A 21458-nucleotide genomic window follows, 5' to 3' on the forward strand; every position below is an offset into this window, starting at 1 on the left:
GCAGTTTTTTTCCTCGTGTTTCTGACCACTACAAACAGGTGTCTATCTGCTCAAACAGCACCTGTCAGTGGAAAGAAATCAGCGCATTTCCGGGAAGAAAAACCGTCCCGTTCCGGCGTGGTTGTCCAGCCGGTGGGCTACCCCAGGAAACCCGAGATCCCGGAGGCATTACGGGCCAGACGCTCCAGGCGGGATTCCGTCATGGAGGCGATCTGGTCCACCACCACACGGGCACGCCCGGCATCATCGTCGGCCTCGAGGAACCACTGCCGGTACATCGGATCGAGGGATCCCGGTGCCCCGAGGGTGAGGTAGTCGAAGACCCGGAAGATGCGGTCACGTTGGCGATCCTGCCGGGCGAGGTGCCCGGGATCATCCATGACGTAGAGCACCGCCAGGGTCTTGAGCAGGCGCACCTCCCGGTCGGCCTCGGGGCGGATGACCAGCTCACCGTGCATGCGGCCGAACTCATACTCCCCCAGGCGCGCGGCGGCGCGGGTGGCGGCGATGGTGGATCCGACATACCGGCCCACCAGTTCGGAGGTCATGGCCTTCAGCGCCGCATAGGAGCTCAGGGAGGCATCGAAATCAGCGGCGGCGGCCACCACGGGCAGTTCCCGCAGGGTGGCGGCACCCTCGATGAGTTCCTCCGGGTCACCGCCGAAGGCTCGCGCCCCCTTCTGCGCGAGCGCCGCCAGCTCCACCAGATCCCACAGCACCTTGAGATCGATGCGTCCGGCGACGATGCCGTCCTCCACGTCGTGGACGGAGTAGGCGATGTCATCGGAGAAATCCATGGTCTGCGCCTCCAGGCTGGGCCGCAGGTCGGTGTGTCCCCGGCGCACCCACTCCAGGATGTGGGCGTCCTCGTCATAGGCACCGTATTTCCGGTTGATGGTGCCGTCCGGGCTGGTCTTGGTCCAGGGGTATTTGCAGGCGGCGTCCAGTGCGGCACGGGTGAGGTTGAGACCGAAGCTGGTGCCATCGGCGGACACGACCTTCGGTTCCAGGCGGGTGAGAATGCGCAGCGTCTGGGCGTTACCCTCGAATCCACCGCAGGCGGCGGCGACCTCGTTGAGGGCCTTCTCACCGTTGTGGCCGTAGGGGGGATGACCGATGTCATGGCACAGCCCCGCCAGCTCTGACAATTCCGGATCCAGGCCTAGGCCGCTGCCCATGCCACGCGCGATCTGCGCCACCTCAAGCGAGTGGGTCAGACGGGTACGCGGGGTGTCCCCGTCGCGGGGGCCGACGACCTGGGTCTTGTCGGCGAGGCGTCGTAAAGCAGCCGAGTGCAGCACGCGCGCACGATCGCGGGAGAAGTCGCTGCGCAGATCCACCTCGCTGTGGGCCAACTGGCTGGCCTTGGGCGCCTCCTGGTGCAGGCGCTGCGCATCGGACTCCGAATAGGGGTACATCTTATTTCCTCAACCTCCGCAATTCCTCGTGCCGGGCGCGCCGCGACGGCCGCAGCCATCCCTGCACCGCTCTCATGACATCCTCCACGTGCTCCGCCGCCCGCTCCCCCGCCACCGCAGCGACATCCAGTACCAGCACCCCGCCCCACTCGTGGGACAGCGTGGTGAAAAAGCTTTTCGACGGGAAGGTGGCCGGCGTATAAGGCGTCGGGGCCGGGTACGCATCGAACCCCATGCGGCGTGCGATCCGCACCGCACGGTAGGAGTGGTTCGGGTCTGTGACAATCAAAACACGTCCCACGTCCGCCGGATCAAGCGGGGCATAGGAACCGCGGGTGTCATTACCGGTGGGCTGGGAGATGATCAGATCAGGTTCCACCCCCTCCCGGATCAGGTACTCCCGAGCCACCTCTGCCTCGGTGAAGCGGTCACCGGGCAGTTTCCCACCGACGACATACACCCGCTGGCTCTCATGCTGACGCCACAGTTGCGCGGCGTGCCGCAACCGGGCGGCGAACTGCCGTGACGGGCGACCGTCATACTGCGCGGTGCCGAGCACCAGGATTGACTCGATCACCCTCCGATCATTCCCGGGGCGCCACAGGGAATACAGCAGGCTGCGGAGGACAGGTTGCGCCACCACCCCCACGATGACGGCGGCGTAGACAGTCCCTCTGGATATTCTCCTCACCTTCACCAGTGTGCCAGGGCTCAGGGGGATTATGCCGGTAATGTGGTGCCCATGAACACGCGTGTGCACAATATCCGGTTGATCGCTGCCCGTCTGTCCGCCGCCCTGGCAGTCGGGGCCGGTGGCATCATCCTCACCGGTGTGATGCCCATCGGTCACGCGGTGGCGGCGGAAACCCTCATCGTTGCGGAGGCCCCCGAGTTCTACAGTGACCACGTCACCGATTACACGGGGACCCTGTCCGGCTCTGATATCGCCGCCATCGAGGAGGCCATCAATGAGGCCCAGGTGGAGGAACAGCGGGAGGTTTTCGTGGTCTTCCTCAATTCCTTCGACGGTGTGACCCCGGAAGAGTGGACCGAGCAGGCCGTGGCAATCAACGGCGGCGGCAATGTCATGGTCTACGCGGTTTCCCCGGAGGAGGGATTGTTCGGGGTCTGGGGTGGTTCGCAGTGGACGGAGTCGGAGATCAACGACACCATCGACGCCGCCTATGCGCAGCTGGTCAATGATGAATTCGCCCAGTCCGCCGTGGCCGCGGCCAGGGCTGTCACAGGCGCGGGTGGTGGTTCCGGTGATTCCGGTTCTGGCGCAGCCTGGTTGGGTGTGGCCGGGGTGGGTGCCGTGGCCGCCGGTGGTGGTCTGTGGGCCTACAACCGGAAACGCCAGAAGAAGCAGAGCGCCGAGACCCTGTCCGATGCCCGCAACATCGACCCACGCGACACCAACCGTCTCATGCAGCTGCCCATTGACACCCTGGAGACCCTGGCGGAGGAGGAGCTGTCCTCCACGGATGAGTCCATCCGACGGGGTCGGGAGGAGCTCGATATCGCCATGGCGGAATTCGGGCCGGAACGCACCCGCAGCTTCACCCGGGCGATGAACCACTCCCAGGCCACCCTGCAGAAGGCCTTTGAACTGCAGCAACGCCTCAACGACTCCATTCCCGAGACCGAGGCCGAGAAACGCGCCATGCTGGTGCAGATCGTCTCCTCCTGCGGACAGGCGGATGATGCCCTCGACGCGGAGGCCGAGAACTTCGCGGAGATGCGCAACCTCCTGGTCAATGCGGATTCCAAACTGGATGAGATCACCCAGAAGACCATTGATGTGCGCGCCCGCCTGCCCCGTGTGGAACAGACCCTGTCCGACCTGCGCACCCGCTACGGCAGCACAGTGTTGGAGAGCATCGACGACAATGCGGACCTGGCTACCGCGGCCCTGGAGGAATCCGAGAAGGCGCTGTCGCGTGCACGTGACCTGCAGGCCAAACCCGCCGGACAACAGGGCGGGCTGGTGGAGGCCATCCGCGAGGCGGAACACGCTGTGTCCACCGCCGACCGTCTCCTCGAGGGCATCGAACATGCCGATGAGAACATCGCGGTGGCACGCGCCAATGTTGCCGACCTGATCACCGAGATCGAGGAGGAGATCGCCGAGGCCGCACAGCTGAAGAACCAGGCGGGTCGTGACGGAACCCGGGCGGACTGGAACGCCCTCGACGAGGCGGTACGACGCGCCGTCGAGGCGCTGTCCAGCGCGCGTGCCGACGCCGAGAGGGACCCCCTGGGTACCTACACCGAACTCACCGACATCGATTCCGCCCTGGACACCCAGCTCGATGCGGTACGGTCCACCGCCGCCGATCAGCAGCGTCAGCTGCGTGTCTTCGACCAGCAGCTACGCGCTGCGGCGAGCCAGATCCAGGCAGCAGAGGACCTGATCTCCACCCGTGGTCGCATTGTGAAGTCAGAGGCCCGCACACACCTGGCCAACGCCAAGAAACTGCACGCCATGGCCACCCAGCACCGGACCTCTGACACCCCGGCCGCCATCGACTACGCACGTCAGGCCGCGGTGGCGGGCAAACGTGCCAGATCCTCCGCACAGTCCGATATCAACGACTACCAGAACCGGATGAACCGCCAGCACAGGCCCGGTGGCGGTGCCGGCGGCGCACTCGTGGCCGGCATGGTCATCAACTCCATCCTCAACAGCGGTGGCCGCGGTGGAGGATTCGGGGGCGGCTTCGGGGGTGGCGGCGGTGGTTTCGGCGGCGGGGGCGGTTTCGGCGGCGGAGGTCGCTTCTAAACACCGGTCCTGGTTCTAGATCCGCGGTCGGCGCACCGAGGAATCCACCAGGACACACCCCCAGCTGAGGAACACCGCATCGACGAAGGGGAGTTTGTCACCACCGACGGTACCGACGTGGAACTCCACCCGCCCACTGGTCATGGGGCGCATGCGCGCCACCTCCACCCCACCATTGAGGATCACCCGTTCCTTACGCCACGGGGAGACCCGACGGAGCTCATAACGGCGGGTCCCGCACCGTGCCACCAGTTCAGCCACGGAGAAGGACTGCTGGTTGATGGTGAACACGGAACCATCGGAGGTGGTGGCCCGGCACCTGAACCGCATTGTTCCCGGTGTTGATTCAATGAGCAGACGCTCGTTGGCAACATAGAGGACATCAGATCGGACATCGGCGATGATCTCGCCGCTCTCGTCGAAAAGCTCATTACCCAACCACACCCACGTCTCGCGGGTGTGGTCTCCGAAGATTCCCGCCTTCGGGCGTTTGCTGCTGTCCATATCGGAATCCTCTGGCTTCATCTACCTCGGGGAACTGACATTCTCGGCGGGTGCATTAGGTGAACATGAGGAAGATGATGATCGGGGTGAGCACCACCAGGAAGAGCGTCAGGGCCCAACTGGTTCCCAACATCCTCGATTCCAGGGTCTTGCGGGTGATCCAGGAGAGGAAGACCTCCTGATCCACCGGCAGACGCACCCCCTTGTCGAACTCGAGGATGGCCCGACGCATGCCATTGTTCACCCCTGTGAACTGAGCCACCTTCTGGGATGCGGCATCATCGATGATCCAGTTGTTCTTGTTCTCGTTGATGGCTTCCATGTGGGTGCCGTCCATGTCGATCCGGATGTTCTTCGACTTGGAGAACCCCTTCTCACCGGGATCGGCGGTGAACACCCGGCCATCGGGCAGGGTCGCGGAGGCGGTTCCGTCGATATCGAAGGACAGCTGCCATTCCCGGTCCCCCACCGTGGCGGTGGAGGTGAAGGCCTTGGAGGTGGCATCACCGAAGGTGGCGATCCGTTCCTGTTCCTCCCCGCGGAGCAGGTCGGTGGACAGCTGGCCCTCGGTCCTGGTGCGCTTGCCCCAGGAGGTGTACTCGGTCACGGCGAGATCCTTCGTGGTCATGGACATAAGAATAGCACCGGTCGTTTCCAACCGGTGCTACCCCTCATGTGCTGCCCATCATGTCGACAGCGGTGCCATTAGCAGCCGATGAGCTGCTGTGCCAGGTACCCCTGGAGCTCATCGAGTGGCACACGGATCTGCTCCATGGTGTCACGCTCACGGACGGTCACTGCGTTGTCCTCGAGGGTGTCGAAGTCGACGGTGACACAGAACGGGGTGCCGATCTCATCCTGACGACGGTAACGACGACCGATCGCACCGGAGGTGTCGTACTCAACATTCCAGAACTGGCGCAGCTCGGCGGCCAGCTTCTCGGCCGGGCCGGACAGCTCGGGCTTCTTGGACAGCGGCAGGACCGCGACCTTGACCGGCGCGAGGCGACGGTCCAGCTTGAGCACAACGCGCTTGTCGACGCCACCCTTGGAGTTCGGTGCCTCATCCTCGTGGTACGCATCCATGAGGAAGACCATCATCGCACGGCCCAGGCCGGCGGCCGGCTCGATGACATACGGGATCCAGCGCTCGCCGGTCTCCTGATCGAAGTAGGACAGGTCCTCTCCGGAACCCTCGGAGTGGACGCGGAGATCGTAGTCGGTACGGTTGGCGATACCCTCCAGCTCACCCCACTTGGAGTTGGCGAAGTTGAAGGCGTATTCGATGTCCACGGTGCGCTTGGAGTAGTGGGACAGCTTCTCCTGCGGGTGCTCATAGAGACGCAGGTTGTCCGGGTTCACGCCGAGATCGATGTACCACTGGTGGCGGGCGTCGATCCAGTGCTGGTGCCACTCTTCATCCTCGCCCGGTTTGACGAAGAATTCCATCTCCATCTGCTCGAACTCACGGGTGCGGAAGATGAAGTTACCCGGGGTGATCTCGTTGCGGAAGGACTTGCCGATGTTGGCGATGCCGAACGGTGGCTTCATGCGCGAGGAGTTCATCACATTCTTGAAGTTCACGAAGATGCCCTGCGCGGTCTCCGGGCGGAGGTAGTGCAGGCCCTCCTCATCATCAACAGGCCCCAGGAAGGTCTTGAGCAGGCCGGAGAAGGCCTTCGGCTCGGTCCACTTGCCGGGCTGGCCGGTCTCCGGGTCGTTGATGTCGGCGAGACCGTTGGCCGGTGGGTGGCCGTGCTTCTCCTCGTAGGCCTCGAGCAGGTGATCGGCGCGGTAACGCTTGTGGGTGTGCAGGGACTCCACCAGCGGATCGGTGAAGACCTCGACGTGCCCGGAGGTGACCCAGACCTGTCGTGGCAGGATGACGGAGGTGTCCACACCGACCACATCGGGTCGGGAGGTGACCATGGTACGCCACCACTGACGCTTGATGTTCTCCTTCAGCTCCACACCGAGCGGACCATAATCCCAGGCCGAGCGGGTGCCGCCGTAGATCTCACCACAGGGGTACACCAGTCCACGTCGTTTACACAGGTTCACAACAGTGTCGATGATCGATTGCTGAGCCACGTCGGATGCTCTCCTCCAGGTCGATGGGCAGTTCACTAGTCCCCAGATTAAGGACAGACCTTTCCAATCCTAGCCCACCTGACAAGCGGGGTTGACCTGGGCCCGTTTATCCAAGGTCACACTCGATTAGTCAACCAGATGTTATAACCAACAGTTAACATTAGAGATTGAGATATAACAGCCGGTGAATTGGATAAAAATCACTTATAGGACATTTCTTTTATTTCCCCATATACCCCACCAGAAGCATCATAAGCAGTTATTCTAGCAATTGTGCTAAATATGCCGGTGGTGAAGCCACCGGTTTTGAAACAGGAAGGAGGCGTCTCGTGGTCCAAGACGTCACTAACAGGATGATCACGCCACCAGACGATGACGAGAATCCATCCACCGCGATCTACCTATCCCCGGACAAGGTCGTGGATTCCGCTGAGCTCAGCGTCGCAGACAATATCGCCGCACTCAGCGGCATTATCCGTGCCGTGGATTCCCCACTCCGGATCCAGATGCTGGTGGCGCTGCATGAGCGCCCGCACTATGTCTCGGAACTCGTCGCCCTCGTGGGTAGTTCCCAGCCCCTGGTCAGCCAGCACCTCAAGGTTCTTAAAGCTGCCGGTCTGGTCCATGCCGACCGCCGGGGCAGGCAGATGTCCTATTCGCTTGCCCAACCGATGATCATCGACATCCTCAAACTCGCCCTACGGGTTGCTGAAAAAGCCCTCGAGACCACTTCGGAGTAGGATCAGGGGAAATAACCACTGTTTCCCAGATTCTCAGGAGGGTGGCATGGGCCTGAATCGACACGGAGAGAAGTCCACACCCAAGCTCGGCGTGCGCAGCACTCGGCAGCGCAAGGCGGTGGTGGACATTCTGGAGGAGATCGACAATTTCGCCTCTGCCAAAGCCATCCACGCGGAACTCAACGCGCGGGAGCATTCCGTGGGGTTGACCACCGTGTACCGCACCCTCCAGTCGCTGGCCGAGATCGGCGCCGTGGATGTGCTCACGGTCACCGGGGGTGAAACCCTCTACCGTCAGTGCCACGATGAGGGACACCACCACCACCTCGTGTGCACCCAGTGTGGCCGCACCGAGGAGATCGACGGTGGCCCGGTTGAGAGGTGGGCCGGGGAGGTCGCCCGGACCCACGGATTCAGTGTGAGCAGCCACGAGGCTGAGATCTTCGGACTCTGTCCGGCATGCCGCCCCGATACCGTCGATGGGCAGGCCTGACACGTCTAGAGCATGGTGCCGAAGGCTAACCCCAGGACGTAGGTGATCGAGGCGGCCCCCAACCCCACCAGCAACTGACGGATCGCCCGGTACAGCGGTGGTTTGCCCGACAGGACCCCGGTGAGACCACCGGTGAACAGGAGGGAGATGCCCACCAGCACCAGTGCCAGGACTCCCGCCGCCACACCGGCAAGACCGAAGAGCAGGGGGATGATCGGGATGAAGGCCCCCACGGAGAAACTGAGGAAGCTGAACAGCGCCGCAGATCGGGCTGAGCCGGTCTCCTCACGGTCGGTGGTGGGGATGAGGTGGGCGTCGTCAAGCTCACCCCTGCTGGAAACCAGGGCCCCGAAGACAGCGGCCGCCCTGGCTGCCGCCTCCTGCTCCCCCATGCCACGTGCGCGGTAGACCAGCTCCAGCTCATTGGCATCGACATCGAGCTCCGGGATGGCGGTGCGGGTCTCCGGGTCGGGGGTTGAGGCGTCGAGAAGCTCCAGCTGGGAGCGCACGGAGATGTACTCGCCGGCCGCCATGGACAACGCCCCTGACAGGAGGCCGGACACGCCGGTGATCAGCACGATCTGCGGGGCGACGCCACTGGCCATCACGCCGATGACCAGCGCGAGGTTGGAGACCAACCCGTCGTTAACGCCGAAGACCGCGGCACGGAAATTGCCGCTCATCCGTTCCCGGCCACGGGTGGCAAGACCGCGGATGACCTCGGCGTGGATGCGCTCATCCGCACTCATCTGCTCCGTGGCATCATCATCGGAGCTGTAGGGACTGCGGGACTCCGCCGACTGCATCAGAGCCAGGGAGAACACCGACCCGAAACGCCGTGTCAGCATCCCCAGGACCCTGGTGCGCAGATCAGGTTTGACGGGTCCTCCCCCGGCATCCCCGAGCAGACCACGCCAGTGCGCCTCATGGCGGGATTCCGCCTCAGCGAGTTTCAACAGGATCTCGCGTTCCTCCCCGGTGCGTTTCCGGGCGAGGTCACGGTAGACCTCCGCCTCGGCACGCTCATTGGCCAGGTAACGCTGCCACCGTCGCACCTGATCCGGGGTGGGTGGAGCTGTGGCCGGCTGGTCGGGGTCGGGATCCTCACTCATGTCATGTCTCCCAGGGGGTCAGGCGGTGCCGAAGCGACGGTCGCGACGGGCGTACTCCTCGACCGCGTCGAAGAGATCCTGCGGGGTGAAATCAGGAAAGAGCTTGTCCTGGTACACCATCTCAGCATAGGCCGACTGCCACAGCAGGAAGTTGGAGGTGCGCTTCTCCCCCGAGGGACGCAGGAAGAGATCGACATCCGGCATGTCCGGCTCATCGAGGAAATCCGGGAAGGTCTTCTCATTGATCTGCTCAGGCCGCAGCTGGCCGGCAGCCGCCTGCCGGGCGATCTCGCGGGCGGCATCGATAATCTCGGCGCGGCCACCGTAGTTCACACACATCGCCAGGGTCATGTTGGTGTTGTCTTTGGTCAGTTCCTCCGCGGCCTCCAGCTCACGGATCACCGAACGCCACAGACGGGGACGACGCCCCACCCACCGGACACGGACGCCCTTCTCATGCAGGCCATCACGCTGTCGACGCAGCACATCCCGGTTGAACCCCATGAGGAAACGGACCTCCTCGGTGGAGCGGCGCCAGTTCTCCGTGGAGAAGGCATAGGCGGACAGGTACGGAACACCGAGTGCCAGGCAGGCATCCACCACGTCGAGCAGCACCGCCTCACCACGCCGGTGGCCCTCGGTGCGTTTCATGCCCTTCTCCGTGGCCCAGCGGCCGTTTCCATCCATGACCAGCGCGATATGCCGGGGCAGGAATTCAGCAGGGATGTTGGGGGGTACAAGTTCACTCACAATCCATCATTGTGCCACGCCCACCGCACATCCCCGGACCAACACCCGCTCTCACACCTGATCCAGGACCTCCAGCGTGGGGAGTTTGCGTTCCAGATGCCACTGCAGGTGTGCTGTGGTCAGCCGGTGGATAGCCCCGGTCAACCCGGGGTGCTCCGCCAGCACCCGCCCACCCTGCCCGTGGGCGAGCAGCCACATCATATGCAGCGTTTCCGCGGGTATCTTCGCGCTACCCTGGGGGCGGCAGTAGAGACAGACCGCCCCACCGGCACCGGGATGGAAGGCGGTGTGGGGCCCGGGGCGTCCGCACTGCGCACAGTCGAAGAGACTGGGGGCCCACCCCGCATGATCCATCGCGCGGAGCATGTACTCATCCAGGAGCAGCACCGGGTGCTCTGCATTCTGCATGCGCTGCAGTGCGGCGGTGGTGGCATCGAACAGGTACGGCCCCTGCTCCATCGGTGCGATGCTGGAGGCGATCTCCAGGATGGCCGAGGCTGCGGAATAGCGTTTGAAATCATCGATGATGCCGGAGGCGTAGTACCCCACGGTGTCCGCACCGGAGATCGTGGACAGATTACGCCCCGGATACAGCTGGACATCCAGCTCCACGAACAGCTGGAGCCGGGAACCGAACCGGGATTTCGACCGCCTCACCCCCTTGGCCACCCCCCGGACAATACCGTGGTCACGGGTGAGCAGGACAACGATGCGATCGGCCTCACCGAAGTCGTGGGTCCGCACCACCAGGGCACGGTCCCGGTAACTCTCCCTGCGCACCGGTTACACCAATCCCCACCGACGTGGTCTAGAACCCCAGGCGGTTGAGTGCCTTGGGGTCGGACTGCCAGTTCTTGAGGATCTTGATGCGCAGATCCAGGTAGATGTTCTTGCCGAGCAGCTTCGTCAGCTGCTGGCGGGAATTGTGGATGATCCGCCCCATGCGCTGGTTGTTGTGGCCCATGATGATGTCCTTCTGGCCCGGGCGTTCCACGTAGATGATCGCATGGACGGTAAGCATGCCGGGACGGGGTTCATCCGGGAGGACCTCGTCGATCTCCACGGCGATGGAGTGCGGCAGTTCATCCTTGAGACCGGACAGGGCCGCCTCACGGATCAGCTCCGACATGCGGGTCTCGATGTCCTCATCGGTGATGTGATCATCCGGGTAGTACTTGGGGCCCTCCGGCAGGAGACCGGCGATGACAGCAGCGAGGGTGTCGATGTTCTCACCCGAGGCGGAGGACACGGGAACCACCTCGCTTTCGCCCCCGAGCAGCTCATGGACCGCCATGAGCTGGGCCGCAACCTGGTCCCAGGATGCCTTGTCGATCTTGGTGACAATACCCACGATGGGGGTCTTCGGTGCGGCGGTGCGCACCGCATCGAGGATCCAGCGGTCACCGGGGCCGATCTTGTCGGTGGCCGGGATGGTCAGGCCGATGAGATCCACATCGGAGTAGGTGTCCTTGACCGATTCATTGAGACGCTCGCCCAGGAGGGTGCGTGGGCGGTGCAGGCCGGGGGTGTCCACGACGATGATCTGGGCGTCCTCGCGGTGCACCAGGCCGCGGATCGGGTGACGGGTGGTTTCAGGCTGATCGGCTGTGATGGCGATCTTCTCACCCACCAGGGCGTTGGTCAGCGTGGATTTGCCTGTGTTGGGGCGGCCGACGAAGCTGACGAAGCCTGAACGGAAACCTTCCGGGGTGTCGGTAAAGCTCATTGATCCTCTAACTGGGTCTCTCGTGGGAAGTGTGACTAACCAGCATAGTCCCACCCGGCCCGGTTGTAGTTATCCCGTAGCTATCCGGCGATGCGGCTTTACGACGCCCCGACTCAGTTCTCAGCCTGCTCCACCGCGGGCAGCACCTCAACCACGGCCGAATGCATGCGCAGTCGGCCACGGCGGTTGCGTTTACCCTCCGCGGTCAACCGCAGGCCCGAGGTCTCGACGGTGGCCCCGGGCAACGGGACGCGGCCGAGTTCGAAGGCGATGAGCCCACCGACGGTGTCCACCTGATCATCGATGTCATCGGTGAAATCGATGTCCACCTCGAGTTCCTCCTGCAGATGGTCCCGGAGGTCCTCGAGGGACAGGCGCGACATCACCCGGTAGGTACGCTCGGCGATCTGTTCAATCGGGGCGACCTCATCATTGTCGTATTCATCGGCGATCTCACCGACGATCTCCTCCAGGATGTCCTCGATGGAGATCAACCCCGCCACGCCACCGTATTCGTCGATGAGGATGGCGATGTGGTTCTGCTCCTCCTGCATCTCCTGCAGCAGGGCATCCAGGGGGCGGGAATCGGGGATGAACTTGGCCGGGCGCATGACCTCGTCGACGGTGACGGAACGTCCACCATCGGTGGCGTAGTACGTCTGTTTGACCAGGTCCTTCAGGTAGACCACACCGATGATGTCATCGACATTCTCACCGATGACCGGGATACGGGAATGCCCGGACCGCACGCACAGGGCGGTGGCCTGGCCGGCGCTCTTGCCGGATTCAATCCAGATCATCTCGGGTCGGGGCACCATCACCTGTCGGACTGTGGTGGAGGCGAGGTCGAACACCGACTGGATCATACGGCGTTCCTCCACCTCCACGATCCCGTGTTCCTGGGCGATGTCGACCATCTCGCGCAGCTCCACCTCGGTGGCATAGGGGCCGTTGCGCAGGCCCGGGCCCGGGGCGATGACATTGCCCACCCAGATGATCAGTTTGGCCAGGGGGCCGAGCACCTTCTCCACGCCGGTGAGCACGACCGCACTGCGCAGGGAGACGGTATAGGGGTTCTTCCGCCCCACTGTCCGGCCGAACACACCCACCACGCCGAAGGTGATGAGGGAGACCACCACGATGGCCAGGAAGATCGCCCAGGCATCGCTGGTGACCAGATGGACCGCGATGACACCGGCCAGCACGGCCGCGGAAGTGTCCAGCAGGGTCCGCAGCATCACCAGGATGTTGATGTTGGTGGCCCGGTTGTCGATGACATGCAGCAGGGCCGCCGAGCCGGAGACTTCGTCCTTGTGCATCTGCTCCACGCGGGCCCGGGAGACGGTGGAGACAGCGGATTCGATGGCCCCGAGCAGTCCGGACAACAACAGGGAGACGACGGTGGCCAGCCCCAGCCATAGGACGGTCTCATCCATCTGAGCGGTGATCATAAATTTTCCTGGTTCTCCATCCGCGGTGGGTTAACGGGCGGAGGCGCCAGATTCGCCGGGTTCGCCCTGTTCCTCGGCGATCATGGTCTGATCGAGTTCGAGGCGGTCCGCCGCTGTCGGGAAGGCACCGGGTCCGGTGGGTTTGGGCTGGTAGACCACCCCACGTCGGTCCACGTCGTCATACCAGTCGGCCAGCAGTTCATTCTGCAGGGCGAACATCTCGCGTTCCTGCGCCGGTTCGACATGATCGTATCCCAGCAGGTGCAGGCACCCGTGGACGGTGAGCAGCGCTAACTCATGGGACAGGTCATGCCCGGCCTTGGTGGCCTGTTTCTCCGCGAACTCCGGGCACAGCACGATATCCCCGAGCATCGCCGGGCCGGGGGCTCCGCCGTCGGGGCGGGAATAACCGGGGGTGAGCTCATCCATGGGGAAGCTCATCACATCGGTCGGGCCCTCCAGGTCCAGCCACTTGACGTGCAGTTCCGCGATGGTGTCGGAGTCCACGATGTGGATGGAGGCCTCCGCATCGGGGTGGATGTCCATCTCACCGAGGGCGAAGGAGAGGACATCGATGAGCATCTCCTCATTCACGCCGTCGTAACCGGATTCGTTGAAAACCTCAATGCTCATGACTGGAGACCCTCCTGCTCGCGTGCTTCGGCCTCGACTGCGCGTCGTAAAGCTTCCTCGCGTTCCTCGCGGGCGCGGCGACGCTCGTTCTCGCGCTTTTCCTGCAGCTCCTCGTACTCGTCATAGGCGTTGACGATGTGGCCGACCAGCTGGTGTCGCACCACGTCCTCGGAGGTCAACTCGGTGAAGTGCACATCCGGCACATCACGCAGGATGTGGCGCACCAGGCGCAGGCCGGACTTCTGTCCACCGGGGAGGTCGACCTGGGTGATGTCACCGGTGACCACCATCTTCGACCCGAAACCCAGTCGGGTGAGGAACATCTTCATCTGGGCCGGGGTGGTGTTCTGGGCCTCATCGAGGATCACGAACGCATCATTGAGGGTGCGGCCACGCATATAGGCCAGCGGGGCGACCTCGACGATCCCGGCCTCCATCAGCTTCGGGATGACCTCGGGCTCGACCATGTCGCGCAGGGCGTCATGGAGGGGACGCAGGTACGGGTCGATCTTCTCATTGAGGGTGCCGGGCAGGAACCCCAGCTTCTCCCCCGCCTCCACGGCCGGCCGGGTCAGGATGATGCGGCTGACCTGCTTCGACTGCAGCGCCGCCACGGCCTTGGCCATGGCCAGGTAGGTCTTGCCGGAACCTGCGGGACCCACGCCGAAGACGATGGTGTTCTCATCGATGGCATCGACGTATTCCTTCTGGCCGAGGGTCTTGGCGCGGATGACCTTGCCGCGGCGGGCGATGATGTCACCGGTGAGGATCTCGGACACCGACTGCGGGGTCTCGACATTGATCATGCTGATGACGTTCTTGACGGTGTCGGTGCTGATCACATGGCCGCGGCGGGCAATGGCCTGCAGCTCGTCGAGGATCTTCCCGGCGCGGGAGACCTCATGGGCCGGTCCGGTCAGCTCGATGCGGCTACCCCGGGCGTGGAAATCAGCATCCACCTGATTGTCCAACACCCTCAGGTTGTCGTCGGTGACGCCGAGAACCGTGGGCGCCAGATCGCGCTGGAGGTTGTAGACGGTGGACACAACGTCGGTGCGTGTGCTTCGCGGGGTAGTCACAGTGCTGTATCTGCCTGCTTTCTGGTTTGGTCAGGGGAGGTCATTTTCCGACTATTAGCGAGAAGTTTACCAGCGGTTGGACAGCACGCCGATCGCCGCGAGGGCAACCATCCCCGCCGATGCTGTCCGGAGCACCTCTGGGCCCAGTTTCACGGTGTGGGCCCCGGCGGCGGTGAACCGGTGGATCTCCTCCGGTGACACCCCGCCCTCAGGCCCGATAATCACTACAACATCGCCGGTGAAATTCAATTCCCGGAACGGCTGGCTGGCCTCCTCATGCAGGATGATCGCCAGGTCCGCCTCCTCAATGAGCTTGTCGACGCCCGCCGTATCCACCACCCCGACCACCTCGGGGATGGTTGCGCGCCGCGACTGTTTCGCGGCCGCCTCCGCGGCCGCCTGCCACTTCGTCAGTGACTTGGCCTCCTTGCCCGCCCACTTGGCGATGGTGCGCTGCGACTGCCACGCCACTATCCGGTCCGCACCGGCCTGGGTGAGCAGGTCGACGGTCAGTTCGGAGCGCTCGGACTTCGGGATGGCCTGAACGATGGTGACGCGGGGATCAGGAGGTGGGATCTCCTCCACGCTCTCCACCACCACATCCATGCGGTCCCTGCCACTGACCGCGGTGACCTGACAGGTGCGGGCGGTGCCGTGGCCGTCGATAAGCATCACGCGCTCACCCGGGGTGATGCGCTTGACGGTGACGGCGTGGCGCCCCTCCGGGCCGGTGACGGTGACATGCTCACCGGCAGCGGCGACCGTATCGGAGATGAAGACGGGAAGAGACATCAGCGGTTGCGGAACTTGCTCTTGAGCTTATCGAACAACCCGCCATGCTCCTCACCCTCACGGTGCACCGAGGAATTGTCCCTGCGGTAATCCCGGATCTGCTCCAGCAGCTCACGGGTGCGGTCATCGATCTCGGTCGGGACGAACAGGTCCACATGTGCCATGAGGTCCCCGCGACCCTCGGCGCGCAGACGCGGCATGCCCTCACCCTCCAGGGTGATAACCTGGTTCGGCTGCGTGCCGGCCGGGATCACCACGGTGATCTCCTCACCGGTCAGCGACTCCACCTCAAGCTCCGACCCCAGTGCCGCATCGATCATGGGCACGCGGATACTGGCGTGCAGATCATCACCATCGCGGGTGAACACCGCATGCGGACGGACCATCACCTCGACGTAGAGATCACCGGCGGGTCCACCACCGGCGCCGACCTCACCCTGACCCGCCATCCGGATGCGCATACCCGACTGGATACCGGCCGGGATATCGGCCACGATGTCACGGCGCGCACGCACACGACCATCACCGGCACACTCATCACACGGATCGGGAATGACCTCACCGGTGCCGTTACACGTGTGGCACGGACGCGAGGTCATGACATTGCCCAGGAAACTGCGCTGCACCTCCTGGATCTCACCGGAACCATGGCAGGTGCCACAGGTCTTCGGCTTGGCATTGGAGGCGGAACCCGAACCATGACACTTGGAACACAGCACAGCCGTGTCCAGGGTGAGATCCTTCTTCACACCGGTGAACGCCTCCTCCAGGGTGATGGAGGTGCGCCACAGGGTGTCACTGCCGGGCTGTACACGCGACCGTGGCCCACGGGAACCCGCACCGCCACCGAAGAAGGCATCGAAGATGTCACCCAGACCGCCACTGCCGAAACCACCCGGATGTCCGGCACCACCACCCTGCTCCATGGGATCGCCACCCATATCCACAATCCGGCGCTTATCCGGATCGGTGAGCACCTCATGGGCCACGGAGGCCTCACGGAACTTCTCCGCCGCCTCCTCACTGGGGTTCACATCAGGGTGGTATTTGCGGGCAAGCTTGCGGTACGCCTTCTTGATTTCAGAGTCGGTTGCGTTGCGGTCAACTCCGAGGATGCCGTAATAGTCACGTGCCACGGTCGGTGATTCTCCCTTATGAGTGAAGATTTATCGCGAATAGGTGAACAAATGGCCTAGTATAGCGCGCTTATTCGCCAGCCAGTACCCGGCCAACATATCTAGCAACGGCCGACACCTTCGAGATTGTTCCCGGATAGTCCATGTATGTGGGCCCCACCACTCCCAACCCACCCAGGGTGTTACCCGCAGAACCATACCCCGTTGTCACCACCGAGGCGCTGCGCAACTGCAGATCCTCATTCTCCTCACCGATGTGCACCGTGACATGATCCAGATCCGTGACATTGGACAACAGCTTCAGCATCACCACCTGTTCCTCCAACGCCTCCAGCACCATCGGCACACTCGCGGCGGTCTCACGCGTCAGGCGCGTCAGGTTGCTGGCACCGGCGAGGATGAGCCGGTCGGAGGGCTGCTCCACCAGGGTGGCCACCAGGACACCACTGCACTTCTCCATGGTGCTGCGGATATCCGACGGGGCATTGCGGCTGAGTTCCTGCAACGCCTCCGAGGCATCGGTCAGCGTCTTCTCCGCCAGCGCACCATTGAGCAGATCCTTGAGCACCGTGACCTGATCGGCCTCCAACGGCTCATCGAGCTCCACATTGCGTTGATCCACTCGACCGGTATCCGTGATGAGCACCAACAGCAGACGCACCGGCGACAGCGACACCACCTCACAATGTTTGACCCGGGCAGTCTTCAACGTGGGCAACTGCACCACCGCCGCCTGGTGCGTCAACTGCGACAACAACTGCACCGACCGGCGCAGCACATCCTCCAGATCCACGCCGCCCTCCAGGAAACCGAGGATCGCCCGACGCTCCGCCAGCGACAGCGGCTTGATGTCATGGATGGAATCGACAAACAGGCGGTAGCCCTTCTCCGTGGGCACGCGCCCCGAGCTGGCATGCTCCTGCACGATGTAACCGTCTGATTCAAGGACTGACATGTCATTGCGGATCGTCGCAGAACTGACATTGAGCTTGTGGCGCTCCAACAGCGCCTTGGAACCCACCGGCTCCTGGGATTCGATGTAGTCGGCGACGATGGCCCGCAGGACCTCATATCTGCGTTTCTCCGTTGCACTAGCCATAACCAGTACCTTACTGGACTTGCTGATTATTAATGAGACTCCGGCGGGAGAACCCCGGCTAGGTGGTGGCAGGTGGGCGGGTTCGACTTTTTCGACACAGGCACAGGCCTCCGGGTGGGATGTGTCGAAAAAATCACGTGTACGCAGTCCCCGGGTTCGACTATTCCGACACAAGGGCGGTGTGGCCGCGGGGATGTGTCGAAAAAGTCGAAAAGACCTCCCCACCCCGAGAACACCGCCGGGAAAACCGACGCACCAGATCGCCGTCTGAGCGGTTGAACCGCGCTCAGCCATACCCGCGCCCATCCGGCGATCCCCAAGCCCTTAAATCCGCACCCACTCAGGCGCCTGGAAGGTCATCGTCCTCGGCGAGGAGGATGTCGGCGATGATGCCGTCGGCAAGCAGGCGTCCGGCGTCGGTGACCGCGATGTTGCCGCCGACCCGGTGCAGCAGACCCCGGTCGATGTGGCGGTCGATGACCCGGTGCGCCGATGGGGAGAAGATCCCGGCGGGCAGCCCCTGTTTGAGACGCAGGCCCAGCATGACGCGTTCAGTGTGGTGGTCATCGGCGGTGAGGAGTTCGGTATCCATGATCGGCAGCTCCCCGCCCGCGATCTGTGCGGAGTACCTGGCGGGGTGTTTGACGTTGTAGAAGCGGTGGTCGCCGATGTGCGAATGGGCACCGGGGCCGGCCCCCCACCAGTCACCGTCGACCCAGTACCCCATGTTGTGGCGGCACTCCCCGCCGGGTTTGGCCCAGTTGGACACCTCATACCAGTCGAAGCCGTTGGCACGCAGGCGCTGGTCGATCATCTCGTAACGGTCGGCGTAGACATCCTCGTCGGGGGCGGGCAATTCGCCGCGGCGGACCTTGCGGGCCATGGCGGTGCCGTCCTCCACGATGAGGGAGTAGGCGGAGACATGATCAACATCGGCCTCCAGGACGGCGTCGAGGGTTTTACGGACATCCTCGTCGGTTTCGGTGGGGGTGCCGTAGATCATGTCGAGGTTGACGTGGTCGAAACCGGCCGCGCGTGCCTCCTTCGCGGCGGCCACCGGCCTGCCCGGGGTGTGCCGGCGGTCCAGCACCCTAAGCACGCTTGACGACGCCGACTGCATCCCCAGCGAAATGCGGTTGTACCCGGACTCGCGCAGGGCATCGAAGAACTCCGGCGAGGTGGACTCCGGGTTGGATTCGGTGGTGATCTCCGCCCCCGGCGCCAGGCCGAAGGTATTGCGGATGCCGGAGAGCACCCGGCTGAGCCCATCCGCCCCGATCAGTGAAGGTGTGCCGCCGCCGATGAAGACGGTTTCCGCGGGACGTGGGCCCGGCTGGTCGGAATCGGCCTCATGGGCCGCGGCGAGGCGGGCGACAGCCATCTCCAATTCCACCTCGAGCGCATCGAGATAGGTATCGGGCCCGGCGGTGCTGCCCAGTTCACCCGCCGTGTAGGTGTTGAAGTCGCAGTACCCGCACCGGGTGGAACAGAATGGGACATGGACATAGACACCGAAGACGGAGCGAGGAACTGACATAGCACCCAACAGTAGTGGGTGGGTCTTTTTCGACAGAATCTACAGGCGGAACCAAGGTGGACTATACGGAATTGCCAAGAAAGTAGTAGAGTGCAGAGCATGAAACGCATGACGGTGGTCGCGACACTCACAACAGCTTTGTTGGCGGGTGTCACCCCCTGCTATGCGCATGAGGCCGCATCTCCCGTCATCATTGAAACCGCAGCTCAGAGCACTACAGTCAGTCCGGCTGGTGTCAATCCGTCATCGCGTTCCGTCGCTGAGGCCGTGGCTGATGCCGCCGCCGAATCCAGTCCCTCCGCCACCCCCTCCCACGAGGCCGGGACGGAGCCGACCCTCCGTACCACACAGGGCGCCCAGGTTGCTGACAGCACCGGAACAGATCGGGATGCTACCGACCGGGGCCTGTGGGATGATGCCGTGGCGGAACCCGGGCAGGCACTGCACGTGAAGTTCAAGGGGGATCGCATCTATCGCGATCTCAGCATTGAGGTCCCCGCGCAGTTCGCAACCTTCGGCACGCTGATCCTGCAGGACCAGTCGATCATCGTCTTCGTGCCCTCTGATTTCACCACCGGCGCCACCATCACCCCGGTCTTCACCGTCTCTGACGCACACGGCCAGCTCGACAGTTTCTCCGTCACGGTGGAGTATCCACGGTCCGGCACCACGGAGACTGAACCCGATTCCCCGCTGGCACGCCTGATCTCCGACATCGCCTTCCGCCTGCCGCAGCTGCCGTTCATCAGCCACCTGTTCAAGTCCTGACGCCTGTAGGCGAAAGAAGAAAGCCACCTCCCTGTCGGAACTAATCCCCGGGTAGGTGGCTTTCTGGGTTCGACCCCTGGAATCCGCCCTGGAGTCCGCCTAGGACACCTGGCCCCGCTCGTTCTGCATCCGCTCCGCCACACGCGCCACCACCGAATCGATGCGGGCGCGTTCCAGGAGGAAGGAGGGAGGGTTACAGCCCCGCTTGGTCCAGACATAATCAGGGTGCGCGTCTGCCACCACGTGCAGCCAGGCGCGGGTGGAGGTGCACACATCGTCGGCCACACGCCCGTAGACCATGGGCAGTGACACCGCATCAAGGTCGTCGGCCACACAGGCGGTCTGTGCCAGCACCCAGTCCACCACCTGTTCCAGGTGCGCGATGACCGCCTCGGTGCGGGCGTTGAGTGCCGCCGCCATCTCACCCACCATGACGATCTCACCGATGGGGTGGGCATCCTCAAGCTGCGAGGCGGTGATGCGTTCCGGCTGGGTGAGCCCCACCCTGACCGCGGAGCGTGCACTGACGGTCCCCTGGCGCAGACCCGAGGTCAGTGCGTGACGCAGTCCCAGGAGTTCGGCTACCACGGTTCGGGAATCATCACGGGCCTCCGCGATGATCTCCTCGAATTCCGCGAGGCAGTCATCGACCAGCTCGGCATCCCAGTCCGAGATGGCTTCCATGATGTGTTCAATGTAGTCGGCGACCTCATCACCGATGTTGTAGATCTCCTGGGTGAGCTCGCGGTGGCGCAGTTGCGCGGTGGTGGTGCCCATACGTTCCAGCACACATCCTTTCTTGCATTCAGCCTCAGGAATCACACGAGACCCTCAAGTAACACTTGAGAGTTTCTCTAACGGGTTCCGACTCTATGTGAATTCGCTTGGAATTGTCGGCAGGCACGCCGGGGGAACCTGAACCTTCCTGTGGAACACCGTCAACTGAACCACCCGGCAGCTACCTGGGCAGTGCCGGCAGCCCCATAGCAGACACCAGCTGCTCGAGGATCTCCCGTGGTTCCCCCCTGCGCTCGGTGTCATCCAACCGGGAGAGGTACCGGTCCACCACCCGGGTCACCGCATCCCGGTGCGCCTCCGCCAACCCGAGGCAGCCCGCCACATAACCGGGATTATCCTGGGCAAACAACCACTCCGGGTCACCGAAGGCCAGGCCGGGGTTGGACCCGAGGGTGAAGAACTCAGGGTCCCCCGCGGAACCCGTGGCGGCGATGTAGGCGAATTCATCCATGATCCCGAGGGCGAACCGTTCAGGCTCCGAACCGACCTCCGCCTGCTGCCAGGCCACACCATCCCAGTTGAACTGGATTTCTTCTACTGTGTTCAACC

Annotated in this window: 22 protein-coding genes; 4 read left to right on the forward strand and 18 right to left on the reverse strand. The window is 63.5% G+C overall.

The genetic code is table 11. The features are described 5' to 3' along the window. Positions 1-137: 137 nt before the first annotated feature. Complete coding sequence (locus CE_RS10785) at positions 138-1418, reverse strand: deoxyguanosinetriphosphate triphosphohydrolase (RefSeq protein WP_006768176.1); 1281 nt, start codon at positions 1416-1418, stop codon at positions 138-140. A 1-nt stretch (position 1419) separates the two neighbouring features. Next, positions 1420-2067, reverse strand: a complete 648-nt coding sequence (locus CE_RS10790) for a YdcF family protein (RefSeq protein WP_407921258.1) — start codon at positions 2065-2067, stop codon at positions 1420-1422. A 93-nt stretch (positions 2068-2160) separates the two neighbouring features. On the opposite strand from CE_RS10790, the gene CE_RS10795 reads away from it, so the two are divergent. Next, a complete protein-coding gene (locus tag CE_RS10795) occupies positions 2161-4200 on the forward strand; it encodes a TPM domain-containing protein (protein ID WP_006768178.1) in 2040 nt (679 codons plus the stop codon). Between the two features lie 15 nt (positions 4201-4215). Here the strand turns inward: CE_RS10795 and CE_RS10800 are convergent, their stop codons facing one another. The 3 genes from CE_RS10800 to CE_RS10810 all read right to left on the reverse strand — a co-directional run bounded on the left by CE_RS10800 (position 4216) and on the right by CE_RS10810 (position 6795). Next, on the reverse strand, positions 4216-4704 hold the full coding sequence (locus CE_RS10800; RefSeq protein WP_011075804.1) for a hypothetical protein: 489 nt from the start codon (positions 4702-4704) through the stop codon (positions 4216-4218). A 55-nt stretch (positions 4705-4759) separates the two neighbouring features. Continuing rightward, positions 4760-5332, reverse strand: coding sequence for a hypothetical protein (locus tag CE_RS10805; protein WP_035108971.1), 573 nt, complete (start codon positions 5330-5332; stop codon positions 4760-4762). A 77-nt stretch (positions 5333-5409) separates the two neighbouring features. After that, entirely contained in the window at positions 5410-6795 is a 1386-nt protein-coding gene (locus tag CE_RS10810; protein ID WP_006768181.1) for a glycine--tRNA ligase, read from the reverse strand. 329 nt (positions 6796-7124) lie between these two features. Between CE_RS10810 and CE_RS10815 the strand changes: the two genes are divergently transcribed. Continuing rightward, positions 7125-7535: an ArsR/SmtB family transcription factor gene (locus CE_RS10815; protein ID WP_006768182.1), complete on the forward strand. Its 411-nt coding sequence runs from the start codon at positions 7125-7127 to the stop codon at positions 7533-7535. Positions 7536-7581: 46 nt separating this feature from the next. Next, complete coding sequence (locus CE_RS10820) at positions 7582-8028, forward strand: Fur family transcriptional regulator (RefSeq protein WP_006768183.1); 447 nt, start codon at positions 7582-7584, stop codon at positions 8026-8028. A 5-nt stretch (positions 8029-8033) separates the two neighbouring features. Here CE_RS10820 and CE_RS10825 read toward each other — a convergent pair whose 3' ends face one another. From CE_RS10825 to hemW, 11 genes are all read right to left on the reverse strand, one after another. After that, a complete protein-coding gene (locus tag CE_RS10825) occupies positions 8034-9140 on the reverse strand; it encodes a VIT1/CCC1 transporter family protein (protein WP_006768184.1) in 1107 nt (368 codons plus the stop codon). Between the two features lie 18 nt (positions 9141-9158). Then, positions 9159-9893, reverse strand: coding sequence for an isoprenyl transferase (locus CE_RS10830; RefSeq protein WP_162096727.1), 735 nt, complete (start codon positions 9891-9893; stop codon positions 9159-9161). Positions 9894-9941: 48 nt separating this feature from the next. After that, entirely contained in the window at positions 9942-10670 is a 729-nt protein-coding gene (gene recO, locus CE_RS10835; protein WP_006768186.1) for a DNA repair protein RecO, read from the reverse strand. A 28-nt stretch (positions 10671-10698) separates the two neighbouring features. Further along, the gene (gene era / locus CE_RS10840; protein ID WP_006768187.1) at positions 10699-11616 is read right to left on the reverse strand and encodes a GTPase Era; all 918 of its coding nucleotides are present in this window, start codon (positions 11614-11616) and stop codon (positions 10699-10701) included. Positions 11617-11729: 113 nt separating this feature from the next. Next, positions 11730-13052 carry a hemolysin family protein gene (locus tag CE_RS10845; RefSeq protein WP_035108973.1) on the reverse strand — a complete coding sequence of 441 codons (1323 nt, stop codon included), beginning with the start codon at positions 13050-13052 and terminating at the stop codon, positions 11730-11732. 45 nt (positions 13053-13097) lie between these two features. Then, positions 13098-13700: an rRNA maturation RNase YbeY gene (gene ybeY / locus CE_RS10850; RefSeq protein WP_006768189.1), complete on the reverse strand. Its 603-nt coding sequence runs from the start codon at positions 13698-13700 to the stop codon at positions 13098-13100. Further along, positions 13697-14746: a PhoH family protein gene (locus tag CE_RS10855; RefSeq protein ID WP_006768190.1), complete on the reverse strand. Its 1050-nt coding sequence runs from the start codon at positions 14744-14746 to the stop codon at positions 13697-13699. The genes ybeY and CE_RS10855 overlap by 4 nt, the downstream gene beginning before the upstream one ends. A gap of 99 nt (positions 14747-14845) precedes the next feature. After that, positions 14846-15571, reverse strand: a complete 726-nt coding sequence (locus CE_RS10860; RefSeq protein WP_006768191.1) for a 16S rRNA (uracil(1498)-N(3))-methyltransferase — start codon at positions 15569-15571, stop codon at positions 14846-14848. Continuing rightward, the gene (dnaJ, locus tag CE_RS10865; protein ID WP_006768192.1) at positions 15571-16707 is read right to left on the reverse strand and encodes a molecular chaperone DnaJ; all 1137 of its coding nucleotides are present in this window, start codon (positions 16705-16707) and stop codon (positions 15571-15573) included. The genes CE_RS10860 and dnaJ overlap by 1 nt, the downstream gene beginning before the upstream one ends. 70 nt (positions 16708-16777) lie before the next feature. Continuing rightward, positions 16778-17806 (reverse strand): heat-inducible transcriptional repressor HrcA, encoded by a 1029-nt coding sequence (gene hrcA / locus CE_RS10870; RefSeq protein ID WP_006768193.1) that lies wholly within the window; start codon positions 17804-17806, stop codon positions 16778-16780. A 340-nt stretch (positions 17807-18146) separates the two neighbouring features. Beyond that, entirely contained in the window at positions 18147-19343 is a 1197-nt protein-coding gene (gene hemW, locus CE_RS10875) for a radical SAM family heme chaperone HemW (RefSeq protein WP_006768194.1), read from the reverse strand. Positions 19344-19442: 99 nt separating this feature from the next. Between hemW and CE_RS10880 the strand changes: the two genes are divergently transcribed. Next, a complete protein-coding gene (locus CE_RS10880; protein WP_143758461.1) occupies positions 19443-20111 on the forward strand; it encodes a hypothetical protein in 669 nt (222 codons plus the stop codon). A 99-nt stretch (positions 20112-20210) separates the two neighbouring features. On the opposite strand, the gene CE_RS10885 is transcribed toward CE_RS10880, so the two are convergent. Beyond that, positions 20211-20888, reverse strand: coding sequence for a hypothetical protein (locus tag CE_RS10885; protein WP_006768196.1), 678 nt, complete (start codon positions 20886-20888; stop codon positions 20211-20213). A 181-nt stretch (positions 20889-21069) separates the two neighbouring features. Further along, on the reverse strand, positions 21070-21456 hold the full coding sequence (locus tag CE_RS10890) for a hypothetical protein (protein ID WP_006768197.1): 387 nt from the start codon (positions 21454-21456) through the stop codon (positions 21070-21072). Between the last annotated feature and the right edge of the window lie 2 nt (positions 21457-21458).

The organism is Corynebacterium efficiens YS-314, assembly GCF_000011305.1.
Taxonomy (GTDB): Bacteria; Actinomycetota; Actinomycetes; order Mycobacteriales; family Mycobacteriaceae; genus Corynebacterium; species Corynebacterium efficiens.